Source organism: Sphingobacterium spiritivorum ATCC 33861 (assembly GCF_000143765.1).
Classification (GTDB): Bacteria; Bacteroidota; Bacteroidia; order Sphingobacteriales; family Sphingobacteriaceae; genus Sphingobacterium; species Sphingobacterium spiritivorum.
Genome location: NZ_GL379773.1, coordinates 176,715 through 203,196, shown reverse-complemented (window position 1 = coordinate 203,196; position 26,482 = coordinate 176,715). Strand labels below are relative to the sequence as shown.

Below are 26,482 nucleotides of genomic sequence, written 5' to 3'. Positions count from 1 at the left end.
AACCAATGCATAACATATTTAAGAACCTAACCTTTCAAGTTCTTACTGCTATTATTTTAGGTGTCCTTGCAGGCATCTATTTTCCAGGTTTTGCTGATACGGCAAGAATCATCAGTGAGACCTTTATCAATATGATCAAAATGGTCATTGCGCCTATTATCTTTTTAACCATAGTGCTCGGCATAGCCAGTATGGGAGATATGAAAAAGGTCGGACGCGTAGGCGGTAAAGCACTTCTTTATTTTGAAATAGTAACCACATTTGCACTTATTATAGGCCTTTTTGTTGCTCACTATACTGAGCCGGGAAGAGGAGTCAACTTTAACCATGAAGGGGTCGCGGATATTCAGAAATATAAGAATGAGGCTGCAGAAATCAACTGGATAGAATTTTTTACCCATATTGTTCCTTCAAATGTGTTCAAAGCATTCACAGATGGAAATATCCTGCAGGTCTTATTCTTTTCTATATTATTCGGACTTGGACTGACAAAACTGGGTGAACAGGGACAGCCTTTGCTGCGGAGCTTCGACCGGTTTTCAAAAGTACTCTTCAATATTATGAAGATGATTATGAGGTTAGCTCCCTTAGGTGCATTCGGAGGAATGGCTTATACAATAGGAACACACGGAATAGAAGCACTGGCGCCTATGGGTCGGCTTATGCTTTCGGTATATGCCACCATGATTCTATTCATCTTCGTATGCCTGAATATTATCTGCCGTATGTATAAATTCAGCCTGTGGAAATACCTCAAGTTTATAAAGGAAGAAATCCTGATCGTACTGGGGACCTCATCTTCGGAGTCTGTGTTACCCAATATTATGCAAAAGATGGAGGACTTTGGATGTTCCCGTTCTGTCGTTGGATTGGTAATTCCGACAGGTTATTCCTTCAATCTGGACGGAACGACTATTTATCTGTCCATGGCTACCATATTTTTAGCGCAGGTTTTTCATGTGGATCTGAGTTTTGCGCAACTGTTAACCATTATCGGGATACTGTTAGTAACCAGTAAAGGTGCTGCAGCCGTTACAGGGGGTGGTTTTATTGTTCTGGCCGGTACATTGACGGCACTCAAGGTTATTCCGGTAGAAGGAATGGCCATATTGCTTGGCGTAGACCGCTTCATGAGTGAAGCAAGGGCTATCACTAATCTGATCGGAAATGGTGTTGCTACAGTTGTCATCGCAAAAAGCGAAAAAGAATTCGATGAGGAAAAGTATGAAAACGCCATTTCTGAATTATAGGAATACACTTAGATAGATTTCATAAATCGTTGTATCTGTGGATTCTGATTGCTTTTATCCCATACCGCAAAGATCTGGGTACGCTGTGGAATCGATTTAAGTTCGATTGCTATTACATCTTCGGTATGAAGCTGAGCCAAAGAAGTAGGGATAATGGAGATCCCCATACCGCATCCGACCAATGAAAATATAGTTGGACCATGAATAGCCTGGTGAGTGATTCGGGGGTAAAATCCGCTGTCGCTACAAAGATTTATGATCTGCTGAAAATAAAATTCACTTTTAGCATTCGGAAATAAAATAAAGTCTTCGTCCTTTAATATACTCAGATCTTTAAAATGGTAGTTTCCGAACCGGTGATTCCGGGGAAGAATAAGTGTGAATGTTTCTTCAAATACCCGTAGAATGTGCATCTGGTCTCTGACCTGATTGGAACGCATAAAACCAATGTCAATGTCTCCGTTTTCCAGTGCAGGTAATTGTTCAAAATTGTTCATCTCTTCAAATCGAAGATGTATCGCCGGATAGGCTGTATGAAATTTTTTAATTGCCTCCGGGAGAAAAGAAGACATTGCAGATGCCACAAACCCGATCTTCAGTGTGCCTGCTGATCCTGTATGGAACTGATCCAGACGTTCCATACTACGTTCCACCTGTTGTAAAATGTGAATGGCTTCCGCGTAAAATAATTCACCCGGATCGCTTAATGATATTTTTTTGTTTAGTCTGTCGAATAAAGATACTCCCAGTTGTTGCTCCAGCAATTTGATCTGCTGGCTCAATGCCGACTGTGAGATGTGTAATTTATCTGCAGCCTTATGATAATGTAATTCTTCCGCCAAAGCCCTGAAATAGCGAAGCTGACGTAATTCTATCTGATTAGTTTTGCTTATCATTATTTAAGTTTTATTAATCATTACTTATGATGAAAATAGGTAAATTTGATCAAATGGTAGTACTAAAAGAGCAATAACATGAAATTCGAAGAAAATAAACCTTTAGATATCGTTCTTAACGATTTATTCGAGCATTACAGAAAGAATGTAACTGCAGTAGGGCAGATTACAGATGCTTTATTGCAGAAAGGTGTTGTATCCTCGCAGGAGGATATTGTAAATGATCATATTGCTTTTCGTACGCTAGGAGTTCCTCATTTGGGTATAGCGTCATTCGAGAAGATCTTTCTGGCCTATGGATATAAGAAAATGGATCACTATTATTTTGAAGGGAAAAAACTGGATGCGTACTGGTTCAAACCTCCGGGTACTGATTATCCTCGAATATTTGTTTCAGAACTTATCGTATCTCAATTGAGTGAAGAGGCTCAGGCTATCATTCATAAATATACAGATGGAATTACAGCAGATCCTGTTGATACGCTAAACCTGGAAAACGGTCAGGAAACTGCTGATTTTCTTCAGAAACCTTTGTGGAAGCTCCCCTCGTCTTCAGATTATACACGTCTGCTCGAAGAGAGTGAATACGCAGCCTGGGTTATTTTCAACCGATATTATCTGAATCATTATACTATCAGTATCCATGAACTTAAAGAAGGATATAATACATTGGAAGAATTTAACAATTTTGTAGAAGGATTGGGAATCAAGCTAAATACATCCGGTGGTAAGATTAAGACCAGTGAAGACGGTTTACTGAGACAGTCCAGTACAGTTTCGGCACTTTATGATGCAAAATTTTCGGATGGCGTCACATTACAGATTGCCGGAAGTTATGTTGAATTTGCCGAACGAAGTGTATTGCCTGAATTTAAAGATACGCCCAGGGATCAGATAACAGCCGCACAACGCAGAGATGGATTCGAAACGAATAATGCGGATAAAATCTTTGAAAGTACCTATACCACTCAAATAAAAAACAAGTAATATCTCTTTCGGTATAACAGATTAGCATATGGAAGAAAAACTTCGGAGATTAAGTGAAGTACTCGAAGGAGAGTTGCTGTGGGATAACCAGACAAAGATTCTCTATGCAACAGATGCCTCTGCATATCGGGAAATGCCGACTGCTGTGGCCTATCCCAGGAATGTGAAAGATCTGCAGGAGTTAATTGCATTTGCCAGCGCAGAAAAAAGTGCATTGATTCCCCGTACTGCAGGCACTTCTCTGGCCGGACAGGTTGTGGGGAATGGCATTGTTGTAGATGTATCAAAATATTGGACAAAAGTAGTAGAGATCAATAAAGAAGAGTCATGGGTACGTGTACAGCCCGGAGTGATACGTGATGAACTGAATATGTATCTGAAGCCTCACGGACTTTACTTTGGGCCTGAGACATCAACGGCTAATCGTGCTATGATCGGCGGTATGGTTGGTAATAACTCCTGTGGCTCCAATTCGCTGATCTACGGAAGTGCAAGGGAACACTGCATTGCAATTAAAGGACTGCTGAGTGATGGCTCGGAAGTTGAATTCGAACCGCTGACATTTGACCAGTTCATCGCCAAAAGTGAACTGGATACGCTGGAAGGCAAGCTTTATCAGCAGATCAAAACCATGCTTGGTGATTATCACAATCAGGAGGAAATACGAAAAGAATTTCCCCGGAAAAGTATACCTCGCCGTAATACGGGCTATGCCCTGGATCTGTTGCTGGAAACGGATCCTTTTACAGCAGGTACTGAACCATTCAACTTCTGCAAACTGATTGCCGGTTCAGAGGGAACACTCGTTTTTATTACGGAGATCAAATTGCATGTAGATCCGCTGCATACAAAAAAAACAGGTTTGGCCGGCATTCATTTTAAGACTTTGCAGGAAGCATTGAGAGCAAACCTGATCGCTTTAAAGTATCAACCGCGCAGTTGTGAACTTATTGATCATTATATCCTGGAATGTACCAAAAATAATCTGGAACAGCGTCAGAATCGCTTTTTTATAGAAGGAGATCCGGAAGCAATTCTGGTTGTAGAGTATGACGGAGATGATGAAGAAGCCATTCTGCAAAAAGTCAGGGTTGTAGAAGATGAAATGCGGTCACAGGGTCTGGGATATCACTTTCCCGTTATTTTCGGAAAAGATATGCAACGGATCTGGGCGCTTCGAAAAGCCGGTTTGGGGCTGCTGAGTAACCTCCCTGGCGATGAGAAAGCTGTCGCCGTTATCGAGGATACGGCTGTAGATGTTGCTGATCTGCCCGAGTATATTCAGGAGTTCAATACTATACTGGCCAGGTACGGGCTCTATTCTGTGCACTATGCCCATGCAGCTACGGGTGAACTGCATCTCCGGCCAATCCTGAATCTGAAAACGAAAGAGGGAAATAAACTGTTCAGAACGGTCGCACAGGAGATAGCCGTACTGGTAAAAAAATATAAGGGATCATTAAGCGGAGAGCATGGTGACGGAAGACTGAGGGGCGAGTTTATTGCTTACATGATCGGTGAACATAATTACAATCTGCTAAAGGAAATAAAGAAGACGTGGGATCCTGATAATATTTTTAATCCGGGTAAGATTGTCGATACTCCGGCTATGAATACCATGCTTCGCTATGAGCCGGATGCACCTGTGGCAAATATAAAATCGGTATTCAGATATCCGGGACAGAATATTCTGCAGCATGTGGAGCAGTGTAATGGTTCCGGAGATTGCCGTAAATTACATATTTCGGGCGGTACCATGTGTCCGTCTTATATGGCAACCCGAAATGAACAGGATACTACCCGCGCAAGAGCCAATATCCTGCGGGAAATGCTTACCCATTCTACAAAGGAAAATCCTTTTGATCATGAAGAGATCAAAGCGGTCATGGATCTCTGTCTGAGTTGTAAAGGATGCAAGAGCGAATGCCCTTCAAGTGTCGACATGGCTAAATTGAAAGCAGACTTTTTACAGGCTTATCATGATGCCAACGGCGTGCCGTTGCGCACACGTATGATCGCCAATATAGATCAGGTATCCAGATTGGGCTCTTTCTTACCAGGACTTTATAATTGGTCTGTATCAAATGCCTGGGTGAGTAAGCTGATTAAAAAGGCTGTGGGCATAGCTCCGAAACGCTCTCTTCCGACTATTGGCTCTGTTAGTCTCAGGAAATGGTTTCTGTCGCGGGAAAAACCTCTTTATACGAAAGAAATAAGGGGTACTGTCTATTTCTTTTGTGACGAATTTACAAACTATAATGATGTGGAGTTAGGCAAGAAAGCCATCCGTCTGCTGGAAGGTTTGCACTATGAGGTCTTGATGATTCCTCATCCGCAGAGCGGAAGAGCTCTGATGTCTAAAGGTTTTCTGCGTGAAGCAAAGAAAATAGCGGAGCAGCAGATCCGTATTTTTAAATCGAGGATTACAGCCGAGACTCCTCTGATAGGGGTAGAACCGTCTGCAATATTGACTTTCAGAGATGAGTATGTCGATCTTGTAGATGAATACCTGTTGGAAGATGCGCAAAAGGTAGCCGCTAATGCTTTAATGATTGATGAATTTCTATTGAGAGAAATTTCATCTGGGAAAATCTCCAGTTCGGAATTTTCGGAGGAGCAACGTTCTATCAAACTTCACGGACATTGTCAGCAAAAGGCCTGGAAACTTCAGGCAACATCTGAGAAGATACTGAGTTTTCCGGCGCATTATGATGTCGAATTGATCGCTTCAGGCTGCTGCGGGATGGCTGGTTCATTCGGGTACGAAGAAGAACATTACGATGTGTCTATGCAGATCGGTGAACTTGTACTGTTTCCGGAGGTGAGAAATAAAGCCGCACAGCAGCTTATTGCTGCTCCGGGGACAAGTTGTCGCCATCAGATTCAGGATGGTACGGGTGTAAAAGCGATGCATCCCGTAGAGATACTGTACGATGCCTTATTAAATAAATAATGCCCGGATTTCCGGGCATTATTATTTGTGCTGGTGTGCGCAAATATTATTTTTTGGCGTTATTCAAAGCCTGCGTATTTAATTTGATATATTCATCATTTTTACCCGCTTTAGCCATATCAATACCTTGTTGAGCAGTCTCTTCAGCGCCCTTTTTATCTCCGGATTTTAACAGGATCTGTGACTTCCAGTATTTAATCCATGGAGCCTCTGTGTTTCCCTGATCTGCAATATTTACCCATTCAACAGCTTTTTTGATATCCAGATTGTTGTTGAAATAGTATAATGCAGCTTGAAAATAAGGTTTCTTCTCACCCTGCATAGCCTGATCAATAGAAGCTAAAATTTCTTTTGACTGATCTACCTTGATATTGAACTGTACTGAGACTTTATCCCATGCAATGCTCACTACACCGGATGTCGTCGTTACCTGGTCAAAACTGATGGTAAAAGTTTCTACTTTATTCGCTAATGTAGTTGGTTTTACATTGAAACGCACAAGATCTTCTTCTTGTTTGTACGTATACGCTCCCCATTGTTTGCTGTTCTTGCTCAGAATAATTGTCCATTCATTTTTGTTAGGGATGGTGAAAATCCCATAAGTACCGGCAGGAACTTTTGTTCCCTGAATAGTGACCTCTTCTTCAAATGTCAGTGTTGACACGGTATTAGCTCCGGTACGCCACACTTGTCCGTAAGGTACAAGATCACCGAAAATAGTACGTCCGTTTGTATTAGGGCGGCTATATTTCAATACCACATTGTGAATCCCGATCGCCTGCGTTACTTCAGTAGCGCTGCTAGGCTGAGGTATTTTCAGTTGCGCCTGAGCTCCGAAGGCTAAAGCTGAAGCAACTAATAATGTTAAAATTGACTTTTTCATATCTGTTTAGTGTATTCTTAAATATTATAAGCTATTCAGGTATTCACGTGCTTTTATTACCTGATCGTGAATCGTATTCTGATGGATATTCTTATTATTGAATTCCTGAATAACAGACTCTAATTTGTTAAGTTCGGCAGTTTTGCCTTCCCCTTTAAGCTTTTCACGGATAATTCTGATTTTCTCTGCATCCTGTATTCCTTCAATGAGTTTTTCAAAACGGATTGAAGTCTTTACATCCGGATAGATAAACCATGCATCACCTGCCAGCCAGGTCCCGAAACGCGTATCTAAGTTAGGATTTTTGTTCCAACAGTCAAAGGCCCATCGGAGATATCCGTCAAATCCGCGCTGTACACTGTTCCAGGGCAGCCAGGTGGCTTCACTGTAGCCTGAACTGGTAAATGTATTCGGGAATGGTTCGGTACAGCAGGTGTAGTAAGTCGTGGTCAGCCCTTTTGCTTTTCTGCTGGCCAGTACTTCTTTGTCCATGTCTTCCTTCAGCGTAATACAGTAATCTGCCAGATCGTCTGATAATTCTTTATGGTATGTTCCGGCCAGCGAAATTTTGAAAGAAGGATCAGCTTCTTTGATAATAGCAATAGCACTTTGCATCTGATCCATAGGACGCTCGTCCATCGCAATAGTTGTACGGTCAAAATTACCGGTCTCTTTTAAATGGCGTGCAAAATCCTTCAACATAGGAAGCCAGTGTTTTTTGTACTCCTCAGATGTGGGAGCTGCCTTTAGGAAAGTGGTTTTACCCGTAGCTTCATCTTCATAATAGAATTTTGGATCCCAGGGAATCATGCTGTAGCAATTAATGAACTTACCCATGCCCAGACCGGTCATGAATCTGACCCATTTATCAAAGTTGCTATAGTCGTATTTCCAGCTGCCATCTTTCGTTTTGATCCATTTGATCATCGTTTGATATTTATCATACGTCTGTCCGTTCCAGGGATCATGAATGATGCTGGCCGTAATACTTTTTTGTCCGGCACTGGCTAACTTTTGCATATATGGCTTTAGTATTTCCAGATGCTTATCTGAAAAAGGTTCTACGTTGTAATAACGGGCGGTAGAGAACGGATTCTGCCAGAGGTCCAGATGAAACTGCCACTGGTCACTGGTTGGTAGCGTATGATTCAGAACCTCTATACTGTAATTGATTTCCTGAGCTTTATTGCCGCTTTTTGCGATGACCTTACCTTTGTAGATGCCAGCCTTGGTATTCTGCGGAATATCCAGAGATATCCATATCGGTCGGGTTGTGTTTTTATCATACCGGAAGTGCTGTTCATTTTCAATACGGTCAGCAACTAAGATAGAATCCAGTTTTCCGCTGATACCACAACCTGATTTGAGGTTTCCGATAAGATCCGACATCACATAGCTCACATAACTGATAGAGATATGATCTGCGCTGATGGTGTTTTTAGAATCAGAGGTAAGGTCTGTTGCAGAAAGTTCGATATCCTGAAAATCTTTTGAAGACCATAACACAGCTTGTATTCCGACTTTTTCACCTTTCCAGGCTTTCTGAGACCAGGATGTCTTCAATACCTGCTGCAGAGAAGGAGTGGTTTTGGAATGACTAAAATTGGTCGATGAAAAGGAAAGATTAATGCCGGGACTAACGGTTTTCCAATTAGCAGAACTACCTGGTTTCGGATCAGCAGACTCATGTCCGATCTGTCCGAACAATAAGGTGGAACAAAACAGGGTTAAACCTGTTAAAAAGGGTTTAATGCTCATAGTATTAAGTTGTAATTATGCTAAAAAAGCAATTATAATACGTGTTTATAATTGCTTTTTAAAAAGTTTAAATGTCAAAGATTGAATTTATGCTTTACCGGCTTTATGTCCTTTGACTGCAAAGAACAGAATGTACAGGTAAGCAGGAACCATTGCATATAAGAATGCGTGTTGGAAATCAATATGTAAATGATCTTTTAAATATCCGTATACCAGAGGCCAGATAGCACCACCCGCAATACCCATGATCATAATAGCAGATCCGACCTTCGTAAATCTGCCTAATCCTTTGATGCCAAGCGGGAAGATTGCCGGCCACATTAATGAGTTTGCAATACCAAGAAGAGCAACGAAGATGAAAGATGTAGTGCCGGTAGTCAATACAGAGATAAGAGTAAAAATAATACCAACGATAGTACATACACGTAAAGCCATCTGCTGGGTTACATATTTAGGGATAGCAATGATACCGATAACATATCCGACCAGCATACAGGATAGTGTAAAAGTGGTCGCATAGGTAACAAAAAAGCTGTCAATTTTCAATTCACGGCCATATACACCGATAATGTCTCCGGCCATAACTTCTACTGCAACACAGAAGAATATGGCTAATGATCCCAGAAACAGGTGAGGAAACTGAAATACGCTTTGTTTCTGATGAGTATCAGAAGCATCCAGTTCGCTGCTTTCTTCCTTGTCTATTTCTACATCTGGTAAATGAGCGAATCTGATAATAATGGCAAATACTACAAAAATAACCGCTAATGCAATATAAGGTGCATGAACTCTTTGCAGTAAATCATCCAAAATCTGATTTTTTACAAGCTCATCTGTTGTAGCGGCCAGTTTTTCTGTGACTTGATGAGCATCTTTCAAAAACAGAGTTCCGAAGATAATAGGAACTGTGATCCCTGCTCCTTTATTAAATAATCCGGCTATTGATATACGTTGCGCCGCACTTTCAATGGGTCCTATGATACTTAAATAAGGATTGACAGCAGTTTGCAATAAAGCCATTGCTGCCCCCTGTACAAAGATTCCGGTAAGGAATAATCCGTAGCTGCGGCTATCCGCTGCCGGAATAAAGATTAATGAACCTAATCCAAGAATTACTAAACTGACGATAAGTCCGTTTTTGAAACCGATCTTTTTCAGTATCCATGAACTTGGTAAAGCCAAAAAGAAATAAGCGATATATGAAGCAAAAGCAACAAAGAAAGCCTGTAGGTCAGTTTCTAAGTTACATGCAATTTTCAGAAAGGGAATTAATGTACCATTGGCCCAGGTAATAAAACCTAAGATAAAAAAGAGGGCACAACAGATTATCATCGGCCCGAAAGTAGATTGTTGATTAGTTTTTTGTGGTTCCATGTTTAGGATTATAGATTATTTTATTGTTGGAAAAAATCTTTATTACAAGGCTACTGAAATAATTTCACTTTTTAAATGCAAATGTTTATGCAAACGTTTGTTAAATCGATAGACAGGTTAAAAAATCTTATAATATTAATAAAAAAACTTCAGTTTTATATTAATTATACTAAGGATATTACAAAAGAAGAGCGAATCCAGGGGGTGGAACCGCTCTCAAAACCTAAACCGTATCACAAAACCAAGAAAATGGTTTATATACGTATTAGACAATGTATTTTTAAAAAAGTTTTGTAACAAATTATCTTTTTGGAACTATGGCAACGGTAAGTCTCGATATGCAAAGCAATTGCCCGCGATGATTATTAATCCGGATATCCCATACATGCGTAGTTGCACCGATATGTAAAGGGCTGCATATAGCTGTTACCTCTTTATCTGTTGCTGATCGTATATGATTAGCATTGATCTCCAACCCTACACCCATATATTTTTCATCGTTGACAACCATGTTGGAAGCAATACTTCCGACAGATTCCGCTAATACTGCAGAAGCCCCTCCATGCAAAAGGCCAAATGGTTGTTTAGTTTTTTCATTAACAGGCATAGTCGCTGTAATGCTGTTCTCTGTCAGTTCTGTTGCTTTAATACCCAGAAAACCGGTCATATTTTTTGCAAATATGACGTTTAGTTCATCCAGATTATATTCTTTAAACCATATACTACTCATTGTCAGGATTAAGGTAACGTTCTTGTATGATAAATTTGTGGTGATTCAAATGGCCGGCTACAATATAAACAAATGCACGGACACTGATCAGACGATCAGAAGCCATCCCTTTACGGCTCAGTTCAGTTTCATTAAAGGTGTGGAACAAAGAAAGGTTTGATCGTCTCAGATAATTGAATTCTTCGATTATACTTTCCAGTGTACGTTCGTTGTGTCGTCCGTTTTGTACAAACTCTTCCTGTTCAAAAGCAGGCAATGAAGTCATGTCATTTCTTGCAAAGCGTAATGCGCGGTAAGACATGACACGTTCTGCATCCAGAATATGGCACAATACCTCTTTGATGGTCCATTTATCCTCTGCGTATTTGTACAGCTCCTTTTCTTTGGGGATAGATGATATAAAAGCAGGAAAGGTGCTGAGTTGATCTTCAAGGACTTCCATTACATCTCCGACAATGGTCTCAATGTAGTCAGCGTAGATTGCCGGATACTCATCCGATTTGAGTGGGTTCATATCTTAAATTGCTCTTTAATACTATTCTAAATGTTGTTCCTTTTCCTATTTCGGATTCTTTGACAAAAATCTGTCCTTTATGATAGTCTACCATACGTTTGGTCAGGCTTAGTCCCAACCCCCATCCTCTTTTACGGGTTGTAAATCCCGGTTGGAAGACAGTTTCAAAATTTGATTTTGGAATTCCTTTTCCCGTATCACTAATGTCTATAAAAATTTCTTCTTTTGCAATGTTTTCTGAAATGTTAACACTCACGAGTCCTTCTGATTCAATAGCATTCACTGCATTTTTGAGTAAATTTTCAAGTATCCAGTCAAACAGGGGTGCATTGAGCTTCGCTTCTATATGGGTATCGCCTGTCAGGGTGAATGTAATTTTATCACTTGTCCGTACTCTGAAATAATTTATAAAATCATTTACTATCGTGTAGACATTGTAGTTGGATAAAGAAGGTATGGAACCAATCTTGGAAAACCGGTCGGCGACAATCTCCAGCCGTTTGACATCTCTTTCCATTTCGTTCAGAATATTATCATCTTCTGCATCAAATCTCATTCTGACGAGCTCCAACCAGCCCATTAAGGAAGAAATAGGCGTACCGAGCTGATGTGCTGCTTCTTTGGCCATACCTACCCATACCAGATTTTGCTCTGACTTCTTGATCGAATTGAATACAGTATAGGCTATTATAAGAAAAATCGCAATAACGGAAAGTTGTACATAGGGAAATATCCGGAGCTGTATCAGTTCGTTTGAATCCTTATAGAATACCTGCCATTGATCTCCATTGTCCAGGTTAATGGTAATGGGCGGATGACTGCGCTTCATCTCTTTCAGCTCTTTCTGAAAGTATCCGGGATCATAGACAGGGCTGTTTGCTGCAACAGAATCCTGTTCGCTGTGCCTGATATTGGTTTTGGTTGAATCCAGATCCCTCCAGAATATAATGTTATCTTTCTGATCTGTGATAATCGCCGGTAGTGCCAGACTATCTCTTACGGCATAGATGAAGGTGATAAACTCGTCATCCACATCGGGCATGGTAATAATGCTTTTGGTACTCATGGCCCATACCTGTGCCTTTGTCCGCTCGGATGCAGACAGATTTTTGACCAGATTATTGGTATAAAAGAGAGAGGCTCCAGCGATGATCGCTGCAAAAATCAGTAATAAAAATTTCCAGCGTTGTTTGTTGTATTGATAAGGATTCATGCGCCGACTTTGCAAAATGATGCCGCAAAATAGGGAAAATAGATGAGTTGTGATAAATATGGTCAAACTTTAACAGAAGATAACAGTTGTCGCAAATAAAAAATTTTATGGTAATTTTGCAGCATGAGTTCTCAAAAAAGAGTTAGGGTGCGTTTTGCCCCCAGTCCTACCGGCGGTCTGCACTTAGGTGGTGTACGTACAGCCTTATTTAACTATTTGTTTGCGCGTCAGCATCAAGGTGAATTTATCCTTCGTATTGAGGATACCGATCAGACAAGATTTGTCCCGGGAGCTGAAGAATATATAAATGAATGTCTCGCCTGGTGCGGAATAGTACCGGACGAAAGTCCTTCCAAAGAAGGTGCCTACGGACCATACAGACAGAGTGAGCGTAAGCCTTCTTACCGTCAGTATGCGGAACAACTGGTAGAAAAGGGATTTGCCTATTATGCGTTTGATACAGCAGAGGAATTGGATGAACAAAGAAAGATTCAGCCTAACTTCAGATACAGTCATGAAAACCGCATGAATCTTCGCAACTCGTTGAGCCTTCCTGCGGAAGTAACGCAACAATTGCTGGCTGAAGGCCATTCACATACTATTCGTATCAAAATGCCTCAGGACGAGACTGTTTCTTTTGAGGATATGATTCGCGGAAGAGTTAGCTTTGAGACGGGGCTCGTGGACGATAAGGTATTATTGAAAGCCGATGGTATGCCTACTTACCATCTGGCCGTAGTAGTCGACGATAAAGCAATGGAAATCAGTCATATTTTCAGAGGTGAAGAGTGGTTGCCGTCTGCGCCTGTACATATATTGCTTTGGGAATACCTGGGCTGGGCTGATGAAATGCCTCAATGGGCGCATCTGCCGTTAATCCTTAAACCGGATGGAAACGGTAAACTGAGCAAGCGTGATGGAGATCGTCTTGGGTTTCCGGTGTATGCCATGAACTGGACCGATCCTAAGACCGGAGATCTGACTAAAGGATTTAGAGAATTAGGTTTTTTACCGGAAGCATTTGTTAATATGCTGGGCGTATTGGGTTGGAATGATGGTACTGAGCAGGAATTGTTTTCGTTAGCAGAACTGATCGAAAAATTCTCTGTATCACGTGTCAGCAAAGCCGGAGCTAAGTTTGACTTTGAAAAGGCAAAATGGTTCAATCATGAGTGGATCAAACGTACTGATGATGTAACCCTTTTACCTAAAATAAAAGAAAATATAGAGCAACATGGAGTAGATACTTCTACACAATCGGAAACGTATATGTTGAATGTATTGGGAGCTGTCAAAGAGCGCCTCACCTATGTTGAAGATTTCTGGACACAGGCGTCGTTCTTCTTTGTAACCCCTGAACAATACGATGTGGAAGCCGTAAAACCGAAATGGAATGAACAGAAGACTGCATTTTTTCAGGAAATAATAAACGATTTTGAGCTGCAGTCTGACTGGACTGCAGCAGTATTAGAACCCTTGTTTAAAGAAAAAATAACAAGTTCAGGTCTGAAGATGGGTGAACTGATGATGCCATACCGTATTATGCTGGTAGGCGGAAAGTTTGGCCCCGATGTGTTTCAGATTACAGAACTTTTGGGTAAGGAAGAGGTTATTCGTCGTATTGGCAAAGCATTGCCTTTATTTAGCTAGAGAATAATCTTAGTCCTAAAGGAATGGGCCCGTCCGGAATATAGATATTTCCGGACGGGCTTTTTTTATAACAGAAATGATAGATTAATCGTTTTACGAATGGATCTCAAATAGGTACATTTGAAAGATCAACCATCCCTGTTGCGGATGTAAAAACTACTAATATGAGAAATATAAAATTCCTTATTTGTGCACTGATCGCACTAACGACAGTATCGGTCCACGCTCAGAAAAAAGCAGCAGCATATCCGGAGAAGAAATTAAACTGGAAGCTGGGATCACAGGCTTATACGTTCAGACTGTTTACCTTTGCTCAGGCTTTAGATAAGATTGACAGTTGTGACCTGCGGTATGTAGAAGCTTTTCCGGGGCAAGATATCGGCGGAGGAATCGAAGGAAAAATGGACTATAATCTTTCCGAAGAAGGTAAAAAAGCTGTGAAAGCTCTGTTGAAGAAGAAGAATATTTCCCTTCAGGCCTATGGAGTGGTATCCGGAAAGAATGCTGCGGAATGGGAGAAAATATTTGCTTTCGCAAAATCAATGGATATTCCGGTTATTAATTGTGAACCAAAGGAAGCAGATCTGGAGACCGTATCTCAATTGTGTGATAAATATGATATCAAAGCAGCTATACATAATCATCCTGATCCTTCTTTCTATTGGAATCCGGATAAAATCCTGACTCTATTGAAAGGTAAGAGTGCAAGAATGGGCGCTTGTGCGGATGTGGGACACTGGGCGCGTTCGGGACTTAATCCGGTAGAATCGTTGAAAAAACTGGAAGGACGTGTTTTTCATGTGCATTTTAAAGATCTGAATGTGTTTGGAGACAAAAAAGCCCATGATGTACATTGGGGAACAGGTATTATCGGTATGAAGGATATCATCAATGAACTGAAAAAGCAGAAATTTTCAGGAATGATCTCTGCAGAATATGAATACAACTGGGAGAACAATAAAGAGGATGTGAAAAAGAGCGTAGCTAACTTTAGAAAACAATTGTAATCCTTAGTAAAAAGCCTTCTGTATTATGAGGTCATATACAGAAGGTTTTTTTTATTTATCCTAAGAGTTCTTTCAGGTCTTCCTGTGACAGCGACTTAATGAAGCTTTCTTCGGTAGTGATGAGACTCTTGGCAATTCCTCTTTTTCGGTTCTGCATTGCCAGTATTTTCTCTTCTACGGTATCTTTCGTAATGAATTTGTAGATAAATACACTGCGGGTCTGTCCGATGCGATGTGACCGGTCCACTGCCTGCTGTTCGACAGCAGGGTTCCACCACGGATCAAGAATAAATACGTAATCCGCTTCGATAAGATTTAGTCCTACACCACCCGCTTTGATGGATATCAGAAACAGCTTGGTATTTTTATTCTTTTGAAATTCAGCTACTGCTTCAGATCGGTTTTTTGTGGCTCCGTCCAGGTAGGCATACTGAATGCCTTTCTCTTCAAAATAAGTTCTGAAAATACTTAGCTGTTTGACGAACTGAGAAAAGATAAGCACTTTATTTCCGACATGAAGCACGGATTCTAAAGTCTCCAGTACCAGATCAAATTTGCCGGAGTTTCCTTCAAAATCATCATCAATCATTTTTGGATGATTGGCCAACTGGCGTAATTTTGTCAATCCCTGCAGCAATGTTATCTGTGAAGTTTTTGCTTTATCTTCTGTATTAACATTTAACAAAGCATTGCGGTATTCGGATTTTACTTTTTCATAAGTCTCAGATTGATCTTCTGTCATTTCACAGTAGATGATCTGTTCCGTTTTCGGAGGCAATTCTGTAGCTACCTGATCTTTTGTTCTTCGGAGGATAAAAGGTTTGACAATAGACTGTAGTTTCTTTGCACGCTCTTCATCTTTCTTTTTCTCTATAGGTTGCACAAATTCCTTTTGAAAATAGGTAAAAGTGCCTAGTAATCCCGGATTGGTAAAGTGCATCTGAGCCCAAAGATCCGATACTGAGTTTTCAACCGGGGTTCCGCTTAAGGCCAGCTTATGTCTGCTCTTTAGACTTTTGATAGCCTTAAATGATTTGGATGCAGGGTTTTTGATATTCTGACTTTCATCCAGAATAATATAGTTGAAGTAAAACTTTTCCAGCATTTGCTCGTCACTTCGTACAATACCATACGTGGTGATCACCAGATCGAAATGTGAAAGAGAGAAATTGTCCTTGATCCTGTTTGTTCCGGTGTGTAGTAAGATTCTTAGTTTGGGTGCAAACTTGGATGCCTCCTTTTGCCAGTTATAGATCAGTGAAGTCGGTAGAATCAAAATAGAAGTATGAGGCTGCCCATCCTCTCCGGCGTCTTCTTTCTGTTTTTGAAGCAAAGCCAGCGTTTGAATAGTCTTTCCAAGTCCCATGTCGTCCGCCAGAACTCCTCCGAATTTATAATGTTGCAGAAAATGAAACCAGTTATATCCTGCCTTTTGATAAGGACGTAGCTGACCTTTGAAATTTTTAGGTTCTGCAACATCACTTATTTCCTCAAAATCAGCAAGTTTTTCTAATTTTCGAGTGAAAGTAAGTGCGGTATGTTCGCTGATATCATTAAGTACGCCAATGTGTACCTTATTCAGCTTAAGTTCATTTTTTGTGGAAGAAAAGTGAAACAGGTGCTGGTATTGTGCGAACCATTCTTCCGGAATAATCGCAATCTCTCCGTTGGGAAGCACAAATTCCCGTATATTATTCAGGATATTATTCCTCAATTGTATAAAAGGGATTTCATATGGCCCGAACCGGGCTACTGCTTTTACATCAAACCAGTCATTATCTTCTTCCACAGCAATGTCAAGAACTGTTTTTCCGATAAAGTACCGCTTTGCTGATTCTTCCTGAATAACCTGAAATCCGGATTCAAGCAATTGTTCCTGATGTCTGGAAAGCCATTCCAGGGTGTTTGTCTCTCCGCCATTCTGCCCGTTTGGAATAAGATTGCTGAATAATTTGTCAATTTTCTCCAGTCCAAGTTTTTCTAAGAGGGCAAATTGCTTCTCTTCCCAAATAAGAGAACGTTTTATCCGGTGAAAAGTGTAGAGATCTTCAGATTCATCATAGGTCATTCTTACTGTGACACGATGTTCACCTCCTGACTCAAAGAGGTAAGGGCCATACTGAAATAACAGTTGTAATTGTGATCCTGTATTGAGATGCACCAGTTTGATGATAGGCGTGGCTTCGTGCTGATAGGTTTTGATATCAAATCCTTCTGCGTAGACATGGTATTTTTCAATAAGTCCGCATACGAACGTTTCAAAATACTTTTTCTCCGTTCCCCTGGGAACTGAAATATATCTTTTATTGAGAAAAGGGCTTAGTTTTTTTCCCTCCACAGCCTGATCAAAATGATAGAGTGTGTTTCCTAATAGCAACCAGGCTTGTTCATTGATGATAACCTGCGCATCTTTAAACATAAATTCTATGCGGTTATCATCGTACTTGATTGTGGGAAAATAGCGTGTTTCCTCTTCACTGCGACGAAAATGGAATAATACGGATGCCGGAAGAGGGGCAATGTGTAGCTGCTGCTCCGCCGGATATCCATCCTTGCTCATTAAAAATAAAGGCTTATCTCCGATAAGATCCAGTACCTTCAGCATTTTGTTGTCTAATTTAGGACGGATATAATCGTAAAGTTTCTTGTCAAATATTTTGGCAAAGAAATCTATTGGCCGGACAGCTTTTTTGTGATAGCGTTTGATGACATGTGTTTGTTCTGTTTCATCTAACAGTTTGATGAGCTTATAGTCTGTTTCATCAAGTTTGTCAGCAAATTCATCTACTGTATTGCTGAACACCCGTTTATACTTGAGCGAGTAACTGCCGTTTGCATTTAGAAATACAATGTGCGGTTCGATCAGGTACCCCAGGTAAGGATGTTCCCCTAAGGAATAAACAAGTTTGTAACTCAGATTATCTTTTGTCTGCTGCATTTAAAAGCTAAAATCACTAAAAAAGGTTTCTAATATAGTGATTATTATGGTTTTTTTGGTGGTTTGTGAGATAATCTACTTTTTATGTAGATAAATTTTGTGTTCCGGTTTTAGATATTTCCTTCAAAAACGTATTTCGCCGGACCTTTTAGATAAACTTCTCTGAACGTAAGCCCTTTTTTAAAGAAGCTAATGTAGAGCTGTCCGCCTAACACACGAATAGGAATTTCGATCTGTCCTTCCATATTTTCTTCGATGGACATTGCCATGGCTGCTGCTGTAGCGCCAGTGCCGCAGGCTAATGTTTCATCTTCCACACCTCTTTCAAAGGTGCGCACAAAGTATCCGTTTTCTTCTTTTTCAACGAAGTTGACATTGATGCCTTCATTTTTATAGGTAGCGTTATTGCGTATGGTATATCCTTCCTTATATACATCCATATTTTTGAGATCGCTTACTATTTTAATAAAATGCGGAGAGCCTGTGTTGAGGACATATGCTGTTTCATCTTTCGTGATCTGATCGACATCTATCATCTGCAGATTGACCTGATTGTCATGTATTTGAGCCTGGTGAGGGCCGTCCACTGCCAAAAAGGCAGCATCCTGACGAATGATATCAAGGTCACGGGCAAACGCGACGATGCAACGTCCGCCATTACCACACATACTGCCTTCTCTGCCATCAGCATTATAATAGACCATCTCAAAATCAAAATTTTTCGTATCTTGAAGGAGCATCAATCCATCAGCACCGACTCCAAATCTCCGGTCACATATTTGTTTAATAAAAGCTTCATTAGCACGCTCAAAGGCCCCATTTCGGTTGTCGATCAGGATAAAATCATTGCCTGCTCCCTGATATTTATAAAATTTGATTTGATCTGTCATTTTTGCTGAAATATGCTACAAATTTAATATTCTTGTTACAATAATTTGGCCAATCGTTAAATCTTGTTAAAATCTTCTGAATATGCTTTATTGTTAACACTTTTTAACTGACATGACTTGACAACAGCTGCCAAATGGTATTACATTTGAATATAAGATTTAATAAATAATGAGTGTTAACGTTTTTTTGGTAAATTAATAACAGACACAAGATGAAAGATAATATGAAAAAAATCACTTTAACATTGATGACAGCAGCCTTTGGTGGGGCGATTGCCATCGGAGGGTATAAACTCTTCGAAAATCAACGTTATGACAACATGTCTTTCGAAGAAAGACAAAAAGTTTACTATGCAAATAACCCCGCTGGTGAAGTAATGGCTTCAACAGGTAACCCTGATTTTACACAGGCAGCTGCTGCGGTATCTCCGGGTGTAGTACATATCCGAACCACGTATTCAAATAAAGGTTCAAGAGGAGGAGAGTCCGGATCACCGTTTGATATGTTTGAAGAATTTTTTGGAATGCCGCAGGGCCGCAGATCACAGCCCCGTGCTCCGCAACAAGCTTCAGGTTCGGGAGTGATTATCTCTGATGACGGTTATATCGTCACGAATAATCACGTTGTTGAAGATGCTGATAAAATAGAAGTGCAGTTGACGGATAAGCGTACTTTTGAAGCTAAAGTCATCGGACGTGATCCCAATACGGATCTGGCACTATTGAAAGTTAGTGCGACAAAGCTCCCTATCGTTAAATTAGGTAATTCGGATGATGTACAGATCGGTGAGTGGGTATTGGCAGTAGGGTATCCGCTGAGTCTGCAGTCTACAGTGACAGCTGGTATTGTGAGTGCTAAAGGTCGTCAGATCGGTATTCTCGGTGATTCTCAAAATCAGCAAGGATATCCCAGAGGTTACGGACAGCAATCAGAAGAGCCTATTATTAATACCGCTATTGAATCTTTCATCCAGACAGATGCAGTGATCAACAAAGGAAATAGTGGAGGAGCCTTAGTAAATGCCCGTGGGGAGCTGATCGGTATTAACTCTGCTATTGCATCTCCTACAGGAGTGTATGCAGGATATGGCTTTGCTATTCCGGTGAATCTGATGAAAAAGATCATGGATGACTTTGTGAAGTTTGGATCCGTAAAAAGAGGTTTGATTGGTGTTACATTTACAGAGATGTCACCTGAACTGGCTAAACAAAAGGGATTGGATGAGCTGAATGGGCTGTATGTACAGGATGTGGTCGCCAATGGAGCAGCTAAAGCAGCAGGCATCAAGCCTGGAGACCTGATTACGAAGATCGAAGACAAAGTTATTTACTCATCATCAGATCTTCAGGAACGTGTGGCACGTCTTCGTCCTGGAGATAAAGTAAATCTTACCGTCAAATCAGGTGGTAAAGAAAGAAATGTAACGGTTACACTGAAGGCAGAAGAAGATACGAAGAAAACCGCTTCAGGCTCAAGTAAGAGCGCAACCGAAATTTACAATAAATTAGGCGCCAGCTTTGTACCCGCTTCATCTGCACGCAAAAAAGAATTGGGCGTCAATTCGGGAGTTGTGGTAGCTCAGGTGAATCGTGGCGGCCTGTTTGAATACTTCGGAGTAGAAAGAGGTCTGGTCATCACTGAAATAAATGGTAAACCAGTAAACAATGTAGATGATATAGAGTCTGCATTAGGAGATACCGATCGTAATATTATCCGTATCAAAGGTGTGCCGGAAAGAGGCAGTACCGTTATGTTGAATGTTCCGGTGGAATATTAAACGATAACTGTCATGATAAGATCAAAGGGTTGCCATACATCTGGCAACCCTTTTTTGATTGTAATATTTAATAGTAATTTAGGAGCATGAAAATTCTAATGGTTTGTTTGGGGAATATTTGCAGATCTCCTTTAGCACATGGTGTGTTACAACATTTAGTAGATGAGCACGGTTTAGGCTGGGAGATTGACTCGGCCGGCACAGGCGACTGGCATATCGGACAGGCTCCGGATCATAGGTCCATTGCTGTGGCAGCAAAATATGGAATCGATATCAGTAAGCAAAAAGCGCAACATTTTAACCCGACCCTGTTTGATAGATATGATTATATCCTGGTGATGGACAATCAAAATTATAAAGATGTAATCGCACAGACAACTTCTGTGGATGAGCGTGAGAAAGTAAAATTATTCATTCCGGACAATGCTGTTCCTGACCCCTATTTTGATGCTAAAATGTTCGATCCTGTCTACAAAATGATTGAGAAACGTTGTGCAGAACTGATTAACGAGCTCAGGTAAAGAACTGTTGTTCATAGGCAAGCTGTTAGAAAAATAAGTACCGTTTATTGTAAAAGGTTTTTACCTTTTTAATTTTTACTTTTGAGTTTATAGATATGAATGCTAGTCAAGTGAATAAGAGTTGGTCTGTGCTACAGGGGAAAATGGCAGAAAGTTTTGATATGGATATACCGGATATCAAAGTTATGCTTTTTCTGATAGGAGTACAGGAATTAGGTAAGGGGCCTCAGACATTCTCTAAAAGAGAAAAGGAAGAACTGATGCATATCGCTACCTGTAAGCTTTTCAGTGCTATGGGATTTTATGAATTACAGGGCATTGATCAGGAAGGTTGGCCACACTGGGAATTAGTCAAACCTATTCCGAATTATACATTATTAGAACAAGAACTAATTATAAAATCTTTAATAGTCGATTATTTCCAGGAAATGGAAATGATGTAGCTTCTGCTTATTCTTTTATGATGAGAAAAATAATCTTACTGTTTTTTGTAATGATATGCAGCCTGTATGTCCGGGCTGCTAAACCTGAATTTAAGTATGTTAGTATCAGTACAGACAAAGGCACATGTTTGTTGAGATTGTACAATGCTACTCCGCTACATCGGGACAATTTTGTGAAACTGGTACGTGAAGGATATTACGATAGTCTGCTGTTTCACCGAGTGATTAATCATTTTATGATTCAGGGAGGAGATCCGGATTCACGACACGCTGCAAAGGGACAGGCTTTTGGAGAGGGAGGTCCCAAATATACAATCAATGCGGAAATCCGGGATACTTTGTTCCATAAAAAAGGAACAATAGGAGCTGCAAGAGATAATAATCCTGCAAAAGCATCTTCCGGATCTCAGTTTTACCTGGTTGAAGGCCGCGTTTTTACAAATGCAGGGCTGGATAGTCTGGAACAGTTTAAATTAAAGGGCCGTAAGTTTACGGATGCACAACGCAAAATTTATACTACTGTCGGAGGAACTCCTCATCTGGATGGTAATTATACTGTTTTTGGGGAGCTTTTGAATGGGATAGAAGTGGTGGAGACAATCGCTAAAGTGAAAACCGATGCTCTGGACAGGCCGGTAGATGATATAAGGATGTCTATGAAAGTGTTAACCAGAAGAGAAGCGCTGAACCTCGAACTGGAGCTCAAAGGACAGAAACCTAAAACAGGTTTTCTAACCCGGTTTTTCGATATCTTTTCAGGAAAGGATTATTAGTGCCTGAGGCAGAATTAATCTGTCTGAACCTGTATTTTAATTAAGGATTTACCTTTTATTTTTTTCTCGTGAAAATCATTACGTATAATGTTAACGGCCTGCGTGCTGCTCTTAAAAAAGGTTGGCTGGACTGGCTAAAAAGTACGAATGCAGATGTGATCTGTCTTCAGGAAATAAAGGCTACACCGGATCTGATTCCTGAAATAGCTTTATTGGAGCAATTGGGGTATGAGCATTACTGGTACCCTGCACAGAAGAAGGGGTATAGCGGAACTGCAATATTTACAAAGGTCTCTCCTAAACGTGTGGAATATGGATGCGGACACGAGTTGTATGATTTTGAAGGAAGAATAATCCGCGCTGATTTTGAAAAATTCTCCGTTATGAGCACTTATTTTCCTTCAGGCACAACGGGTGAGACACGACAAACTTTCAAGTATCAGTTTTTAGATGATTTCCAGCAATACAGCGATCGTCTCCTTAAGGATATTCCTAACCTTATTGTATGCGGAGATTATAATATCTGCCATCGTGCAATAGATATTCATAACCCTAAGTCTAATGCGAATACTTCCGGATTTTTACCGGAAGAACGGGAATGGATGGAGAATTTTATTAATTCCGGGTACGTAGATTCTTTTCGTCACTTAAACCCGGAGCCTCATCAGTATTCATGGTGGAGCTACAGAGCGGGTGCCAGAGCAAGAAATCTGGGCTGGCGTATTGATTATAATATGGTATCAGCTCCGTTGGCTAGTCAGATTGAAAAATCATATTTACTTAATGATGCTGTACACTCCGATCATTGTCCTGTTGTCGTAGAAATCAGCGAATAAAGAATTTTTTTGAATGCGTAAAGGCGACTATTTTCATTGTCTGGATAAAGAACACATTGATGTCAGGCTATTAACAATCATCCGAAAAGGCTAACCTTGATGTTGGATAACCAAGGTTAGTTCATTTCGAACTCCTTTGGTCTTTTAACTTAGTGTGCGCATTGTTAGAATACTTCACTGCTGCGGTATTTATGAAGGTATACCGCTTATTCCAAATTATATTATTGGTTTTTCCGGTAGGAAATCTTTCGGCGACATTCCAAAATGATCTGCAATCATATTGAGGTGGTTTAAGTTGTACTTAGCTCTGCTGTTTTTACTTTCCACACTTGTAATAAATGTTCTTTCCACATGCAAAATTGTTGCAATGTCTTGTTGCGTAAGGTTTTTTCTATTCCTTAACTTAACTACAAAATCAATTACAGATTGCTCAAAAGGAGTAATATTCGTTTTTCCTTTCATAGCTTTAAATTGTTAAAAAAATGAATTGATAATGCTATACATGTACCACATATTTTATGCTAAGCTCAATGATAATGGTTAATAGCAGTTATGAAATAATTGCAAAATCTATGCTAAGATTTTAAGGGGAAGGAATGGTAGTTCAATTCATATAAATAATGAGACATATATAATCTCCGGATGTTTCCTCCGCATCTTTCAGCGTGATACTGTAATTGCTATTTTTTATTCTGATTAAGTATATGCTTGAGTTGTTCTGCTGTTAGATTCGAAGATTTTAAGAAATCAACATATTTCTTTAAGGATGTCACAGTCTCACTTTCAGGATACAGTCTCATCCCCTCCGCCAGAATAGTTGTGTCCGATTTAAAATCATACTCTGATTTGAGTAAATTTTTAAGATAATATTCATATGCCTCCTGACTTTGGGTGTACTTATTAAAGTCATGGAAAGACTTTTTAACGCCATTTATATCTTTATTGCTGCCAGCTAATTCGATATTCATCTTATAGTCACTATAGCTATATGGTCTTTCATTAAACATAACCTGACTATATTTATATGCAGAATCTAATTTTCCCAAATTGGAATACATAAGCATTTTCATATTATCATCATATACCGTGTATGGGCTTACTTTGTCATAATCCTTTAAGATGTCAAGCATTTCCCGATATCTTTTTTCAAAGTACAGGTATTTCGCTTTTTTAAGAAGCAAGGGTTCGCTGTCAACACCGAGATTAGGAACAGATCCGGATAACATTTGTTCGACTTGCTGATAGGTATATTTTGGGTGTGGATTTGAATAGTCTACATTGTCTGAATCGGTATCTATCAGATATTGCGCTTTATATGATTTATAATTTATGTAATTAATGAAAAACGTGGCTATTCCCAGAATAAAGATGAAGATGTAGATGTACTTGTAAACGGGTTTATAACTTGTTGTGTCTGCTTTTACTTTGACACTCACATAATTAGCAATAGTCATCGCTAGTAGTAATACGAACATAATATTCATATTGGGACGTGCCAGAGGAAAGTTAAAGACAGAATCAATAAAGTATCCGATTATTCCGCTGAAAATCAATATTGCGGCAAATTTTCTTTCCTGACTATATTCCTTTTTGAAAAGAATTTTTAATGTGTAAATAAAGGCAAAAACAAACAGACCAAAATACAAAAGTCCTGTAATTATGCCACTTTCGAAAGCGACCTGTAGAAAGTCATTGTGATTATAGCGGTTGAAGACGTTAGATGTATAATATTTTCCTGTAATTCTTGACGATTCTATTTTATAATTCCCTAACCCATAGCCGAATAAAGGGCGCTCTATTATGCCTTCTAATGACGCTTTCCACATAAAAAGACGAATGTTCGTTCCTGAGTTGTCAAAATCCGTAATTGTCTGAGCACGTTCTTCAATAAAAGAACTGCTCTGGGCCTGTTCAGTATTAATTTGCTTATCAGATCCGACTTTTGAATATTTCGTAAGGGTCTTGTCAACGATCAGAAAACTGATGATAAATAAAGAAATGAGTACTGCATTATGGAGTAGTGTGCTGTTCCTTTTCTCAGATTTCCAATACAGAATAGTTGTACCTAGAGCTATGAATAAAATAATAAGTGTCGAACTAATGTAAATAGCTCTGGCACTAATAAAAAACAACGTCAGCAGAGCAATAAAATAGGTTAAGAGGGCAATGTATCTGAATATACCTTTCGAGCGTAAAAATGTATAGACTACAAAGCAAAGTTTAACGATCAAAGTCGCGCCAAAGATATTCTTGTTGCCAGTGGTCCATTTGATATTCAGTATTGCCTCCCATAACGGAAGTGTTTTAACCTCACGTATGAATTTATACAGTTCGGCGCCTGACTGATATAGAACAATACAGGTAACTATAATGGAGATGACCTTAATATTATCTTTTGCCAGAAATATTAAGGTGAAAATATTAAGGAATGAGATTAATGTAGTCGTATAGGCCGCATACTCCAACAGACCTTCAACTTTGTTGATCCCGGCAAAGATGGAGATACCTGACAGCACAAAAAAGGAAATAAAAAGTATGGGTATGATTTGTCTAAAAAATAAAGAGACTTTAAAACCAAAACCCTGCGAAAACTTCCTCAGTATATAGATAATCGCTGAAATATTAATGATATCCAACTGTATTCTTTGCTGGCCTGCTGTATCAATAATATCCCCACGTGGTATAATATCAACAATAAGATAAAGTGCAATAAAAATAAGATAGACATAAGCGCTTGCATCAAATTCTTTATGAGGTAATGATTCGTTTATATCAGCGGCTATTTTGTTGCCATTTTTCAGGACAGACTTCTTATGAACTTTTTTTGATTTTGTCATTTTTGGACGTGATCTTCATTCAAAACTAAACGAAAATACATGTTTTTTAATGGGTTTTCACAATATGCCTAATTATAGAAAAATTAATTAAGAAATTATCGGTTTTTAGCTACAAACCCGCTCCTTTCTTCCTGTACACTCTTGTTAATTATTGAAAATCATTAGATGTTTTCTATTCAGGAATTTTATCAACGTATACCTTCCGGATCTATTGCCTCAGCGTCATTATTTAGGAAAGAATTAACAGTTAA

Annotated in this window: 21 protein-coding genes; 10 read left to right on the top strand and 11 right to left on the bottom strand. The window is 39.7% G+C overall.

Translation table 11 applies throughout. The features are described 5' to 3' along the window. Window positions 1-5: 5 nt before the first annotated feature. Window positions 6-1,250 (top strand): dicarboxylate/amino acid:cation symporter, encoded by a 1,245-nt coding sequence (locus HMPREF0766_RS17085; protein ID WP_002999972.1) that lies wholly within the window; start codon window positions 6-8, stop codon window positions 1,248-1,250. An 8-nt stretch (window positions 1,251-1,258) separates the two neighbouring features. Here the strand turns inward: HMPREF0766_RS17085 and HMPREF0766_RS17080 are convergent, their stop codons facing one another. Beyond that, complete coding sequence (locus HMPREF0766_RS17080) at window positions 1,259-2,146, bottom strand: LysR family transcriptional regulator (protein WP_002999969.1); 888 nt, start codon at window positions 2,144-2,146, stop codon at window positions 1,259-1,261. A gap of 78 nt (window positions 2,147-2,224) precedes the next feature. Here HMPREF0766_RS17080 and HMPREF0766_RS17075 point away from each other — a divergent pair, with 78 nt between their 5' ends. Further along, a complete protein-coding gene (locus tag HMPREF0766_RS17075) occupies window positions 2,225-3,133 on the top strand; it encodes a DUF1338 domain-containing protein (protein ID WP_002999967.1) in 909 nt (302 codons plus the stop codon). A 28-nt stretch (window positions 3,134-3,161) separates the two neighbouring features. Next, complete coding sequence (locus HMPREF0766_RS17070; protein WP_002999962.1) at window positions 3,162-6,086, top strand: FAD-binding and (Fe-S)-binding domain-containing protein; 2,925 nt, start codon at window positions 3,162-3,164, stop codon at window positions 6,084-6,086. A gap of 46 nt (window positions 6,087-6,132) precedes the next feature. On the opposite strand, the gene HMPREF0766_RS17065 is transcribed toward HMPREF0766_RS17070, so the two are convergent. The 6 genes from HMPREF0766_RS17065 to HMPREF0766_RS17035 form a co-directional block, all read right to left on the bottom strand. Further along, complete coding sequence (locus tag HMPREF0766_RS17065) at window positions 6,133-6,969, bottom strand: DUF2911 domain-containing protein (RefSeq protein ID WP_002999960.1); 837 nt, start codon at window positions 6,967-6,969, stop codon at window positions 6,133-6,135. Window positions 6,970-6,993: 24 nt separating this feature from the next. Continuing rightward, the gene (locus tag HMPREF0766_RS17060) at window positions 6,994-8,727 is read right to left on the bottom strand and encodes a DUF4091 domain-containing protein (RefSeq protein WP_002999956.1); all 1,734 of its coding nucleotides are present in this window, start codon (window positions 8,725-8,727) and stop codon (window positions 6,994-6,996) included. A gap of 87 nt (window positions 8,728-8,814) precedes the next feature. Next, a complete protein-coding gene (locus HMPREF0766_RS17055; RefSeq protein ID WP_002999953.1) occupies window positions 8,815-10,101 on the bottom strand; it encodes a sugar MFS transporter in 1,287 nt (428 codons plus the stop codon). A 301-nt stretch (window positions 10,102-10,402) separates the two neighbouring features. Beyond that, entirely contained in the window at window positions 10,403-10,831 is a 429-nt protein-coding gene (locus HMPREF0766_RS17045; protein ID WP_002999947.1) for a hotdog fold thioesterase, read from the bottom strand. Continuing rightward, window positions 10,824-11,345: a DinB family protein gene (locus HMPREF0766_RS17040; protein WP_002999944.1), complete on the bottom strand. Its 522-nt coding sequence runs from the start codon at window positions 11,343-11,345 to the stop codon at window positions 10,824-10,826. Before HMPREF0766_RS17040 ends, HMPREF0766_RS17045 begins: the two co-directional genes overlap by 8 nt. Beyond that, entirely contained in the window at window positions 11,323-12,558 is a 1,236-nt protein-coding gene (locus tag HMPREF0766_RS17035) for a sensor histidine kinase (RefSeq protein ID WP_002999941.1), read from the bottom strand. Before HMPREF0766_RS17035 ends, HMPREF0766_RS17040 begins: the two co-directional genes overlap by 23 nt. A gap of 123 nt (window positions 12,559-12,681) precedes the next feature. Between HMPREF0766_RS17035 and gltX the strand changes: the two genes are divergently transcribed. Together gltX and HMPREF0766_RS17025 are read left to right on the top strand one after the other, a co-directional pair. Further along, window positions 12,682-14,208, top strand: a complete 1,527-nt coding sequence (gene gltX / locus HMPREF0766_RS17030) for a glutamate--tRNA ligase (RefSeq protein ID WP_002999938.1) — start codon at window positions 12,682-12,684, stop codon at window positions 14,206-14,208. Between the two features lie 164 nt (window positions 14,209-14,372). Then, on the top strand, window positions 14,373-15,215 hold the full coding sequence (locus HMPREF0766_RS17025; RefSeq protein ID WP_002999935.1) for a sugar phosphate isomerase/epimerase family protein: 843 nt from the start codon (window positions 14,373-14,375) through the stop codon (window positions 15,213-15,215). Between the two features lie 55 nt (window positions 15,216-15,270). On the opposite strand, the gene HMPREF0766_RS17020 is transcribed toward HMPREF0766_RS17025, so the two are convergent. After that, complete coding sequence (locus tag HMPREF0766_RS17020; RefSeq protein ID WP_002999933.1) at window positions 15,271-18,153, bottom strand: DEAD/DEAH box helicase; 2,883 nt, start codon at window positions 18,151-18,153, stop codon at window positions 15,271-15,273. A gap of 110 nt (window positions 18,154-18,263) precedes the next feature. Next, window positions 18,264-19,043 carry a diaminopimelate epimerase gene (gene dapF, locus HMPREF0766_RS17015; protein ID WP_002999929.1) on the bottom strand — a complete coding sequence of 260 codons (780 nt, stop codon included), beginning with the start codon at window positions 19,041-19,043 and terminating at the stop codon, window positions 18,264-18,266. Window positions 19,044-19,255: 212 nt separating this feature from the next. Here dapF and HMPREF0766_RS17010 point away from each other — a divergent pair, with 212 nt between their 5' ends. The 5 genes from HMPREF0766_RS17010 to HMPREF0766_RS16990 all read left to right on the top strand — a co-directional run bounded on the left by HMPREF0766_RS17010 (window position 19,256) and on the right by HMPREF0766_RS16990 (window position 23,394). Further along, window positions 19,256-20,821 (top strand): Do family serine endopeptidase, encoded by a 1,566-nt coding sequence (locus tag HMPREF0766_RS17010; protein ID WP_002999926.1) that lies wholly within the window; start codon window positions 19,256-19,258, stop codon window positions 20,819-20,821. Window positions 20,822-20,907: 86 nt separating this feature from the next. Next, on the top strand, window positions 20,908-21,342 hold the full coding sequence (locus HMPREF0766_RS17005; RefSeq protein ID WP_002999923.1) for a low molecular weight protein-tyrosine-phosphatase: 435 nt from the start codon (window positions 20,908-20,910) through the stop codon (window positions 21,340-21,342). Between the two features lie 95 nt (window positions 21,343-21,437). Beyond that, on the top strand, window positions 21,438-21,785 hold the full coding sequence (locus tag HMPREF0766_RS17000; RefSeq protein ID WP_002999919.1) for a hypothetical protein: 348 nt from the start codon (window positions 21,438-21,440) through the stop codon (window positions 21,783-21,785). A 17-nt stretch (window positions 21,786-21,802) separates the two neighbouring features. Continuing rightward, window positions 21,803-22,558, top strand: coding sequence for a peptidylprolyl isomerase (locus tag HMPREF0766_RS16995; RefSeq protein WP_002999916.1), 756 nt, complete (start codon window positions 21,803-21,805; stop codon window positions 22,556-22,558). A gap of 68 nt (window positions 22,559-22,626) precedes the next feature. Then, window positions 22,627-23,394 (top strand): exodeoxyribonuclease III, encoded by a 768-nt coding sequence (locus tag HMPREF0766_RS16990; RefSeq protein WP_002999913.1) that lies wholly within the window; start codon window positions 22,627-22,629, stop codon window positions 23,392-23,394. Between the two features lie 216 nt (window positions 23,395-23,610). On the opposite strand, the gene HMPREF0766_RS16985 is transcribed toward HMPREF0766_RS16990, so the two are convergent. Both HMPREF0766_RS16985 and HMPREF0766_RS16980 read right to left on the bottom strand, forming a co-directional pair. Beyond that, window positions 23,611-23,856: a helix-turn-helix domain-containing protein gene (locus tag HMPREF0766_RS16985; protein ID WP_002999910.1), complete on the bottom strand. Its 246-nt coding sequence runs from the start codon at window positions 23,854-23,856 to the stop codon at window positions 23,611-23,613. A 218-nt stretch (window positions 23,857-24,074) separates the two neighbouring features. Beyond that, window positions 24,075-26,231 (bottom strand): O-antigen ligase family protein, encoded by a 2,157-nt coding sequence (locus HMPREF0766_RS16980; RefSeq protein WP_002999907.1) that lies wholly within the window; start codon window positions 26,229-26,231, stop codon window positions 24,075-24,077. Window positions 26,232-26,482 lie beyond the last annotated feature (251 nt).

Excerpts from the sequence above, each read along its gene's own strand:
- HMPREF0766_RS17085 (WP_002999972.1), top strand. The coding sequence starts at position 6 with ATGCATAACATATTTAAGAACCTAACCTTTCAAGTTCTTACTGCTATT.
- HMPREF0766_RS17080 (WP_002999969.1), bottom strand. The coding sequence starts at position 2,146 with ATGATAAGCAAAACTAATCAGATAGAATTACGTCAGCTTCGCTATTTC.
- HMPREF0766_RS17075 (WP_002999967.1), top strand. The coding sequence starts at position 2,225 with ATGAAATTCGAAGAAAATAAACCTTTAGATATCGTTCTTAACGATTTA.
- HMPREF0766_RS17070 (WP_002999962.1), top strand. The coding sequence starts at position 3,162 with ATGGAAGAAAAACTTCGGAGATTAAGTGAAGTACTCGAAGGAGAGTTG.
- HMPREF0766_RS17065 (WP_002999960.1), bottom strand. The coding sequence starts at position 6,969 with ATGAAAAAGTCAATTTTAACATTATTAGTTGCTTCAGCTTTAGCCTTC.
- HMPREF0766_RS17060 (WP_002999956.1), bottom strand. The coding sequence starts at position 8,727 with ATGAGCATTAAACCCTTTTTAACAGGTTTAACCCTGTTTTGTTCCACC.
- HMPREF0766_RS17055 (WP_002999953.1), bottom strand. The coding sequence starts at position 10,101 with ATGGAACCACAAAAAACTAATCAACAATCTACTTTCGGGCCGATGATA.
- HMPREF0766_RS17045 (WP_002999947.1), bottom strand. The coding sequence starts at position 10,831 with ATGAGTAGTATATGGTTTAAAGAATATAATCTGGATGAACTAAACGTC.
- HMPREF0766_RS17040 (WP_002999944.1), bottom strand. The coding sequence starts at position 11,345 with ATGAACCCACTCAAATCGGATGAGTATCCGGCAATCTACGCTGACTAC.
- HMPREF0766_RS17035 (WP_002999941.1), bottom strand. The coding sequence starts at position 12,558 with ATGAATCCTTATCAATACAACAAACAACGCTGGAAATTTTTATTACTG.
- gltX (WP_002999938.1), top strand. The coding sequence starts at position 12,682 with ATGAGTTCTCAAAAAAGAGTTAGGGTGCGTTTTGCCCCCAGTCCTACC.
- HMPREF0766_RS17025 (WP_002999935.1), top strand. The coding sequence starts at position 14,373 with ATGAGAAATATAAAATTCCTTATTTGTGCACTGATCGCACTAACGACA.
- HMPREF0766_RS17020 (WP_002999933.1), bottom strand. The coding sequence starts at position 18,153 with ATGCAGCAGACAAAAGATAATCTGAGTTACAAACTTGTTTATTCCTTA.
- dapF (WP_002999929.1), bottom strand. The coding sequence starts at position 19,043 with ATGACAGATCAAATCAAATTTTATAAATATCAGGGAGCAGGCAATGAT.
- HMPREF0766_RS17010 (WP_002999926.1), top strand. The coding sequence starts at position 19,256 with ATGAAAGATAATATGAAAAAAATCACTTTAACATTGATGACAGCAGCC.
- HMPREF0766_RS17005 (WP_002999923.1), top strand. The coding sequence starts at position 20,908 with ATGAAAATTCTAATGGTTTGTTTGGGGAATATTTGCAGATCTCCTTTA.
- HMPREF0766_RS17000 (WP_002999919.1), top strand. The coding sequence starts at position 21,438 with ATGAATGCTAGTCAAGTGAATAAGAGTTGGTCTGTGCTACAGGGGAAA.
- HMPREF0766_RS16995 (WP_002999916.1), top strand. The coding sequence starts at position 21,803 with ATGATGAGAAAAATAATCTTACTGTTTTTTGTAATGATATGCAGCCTG.
- HMPREF0766_RS16985 (WP_002999910.1), bottom strand. The coding sequence starts at position 23,856 with ATGAAAGGAAAAACGAATATTACTCCTTTTGAGCAATCTGTAATTGAT.
- HMPREF0766_RS16980 (WP_002999907.1), bottom strand. The coding sequence starts at position 26,231 with ATGACAAAATCAAAAAAAGTTCATAAGAAGTCTGTCCTGAAAAATGGC.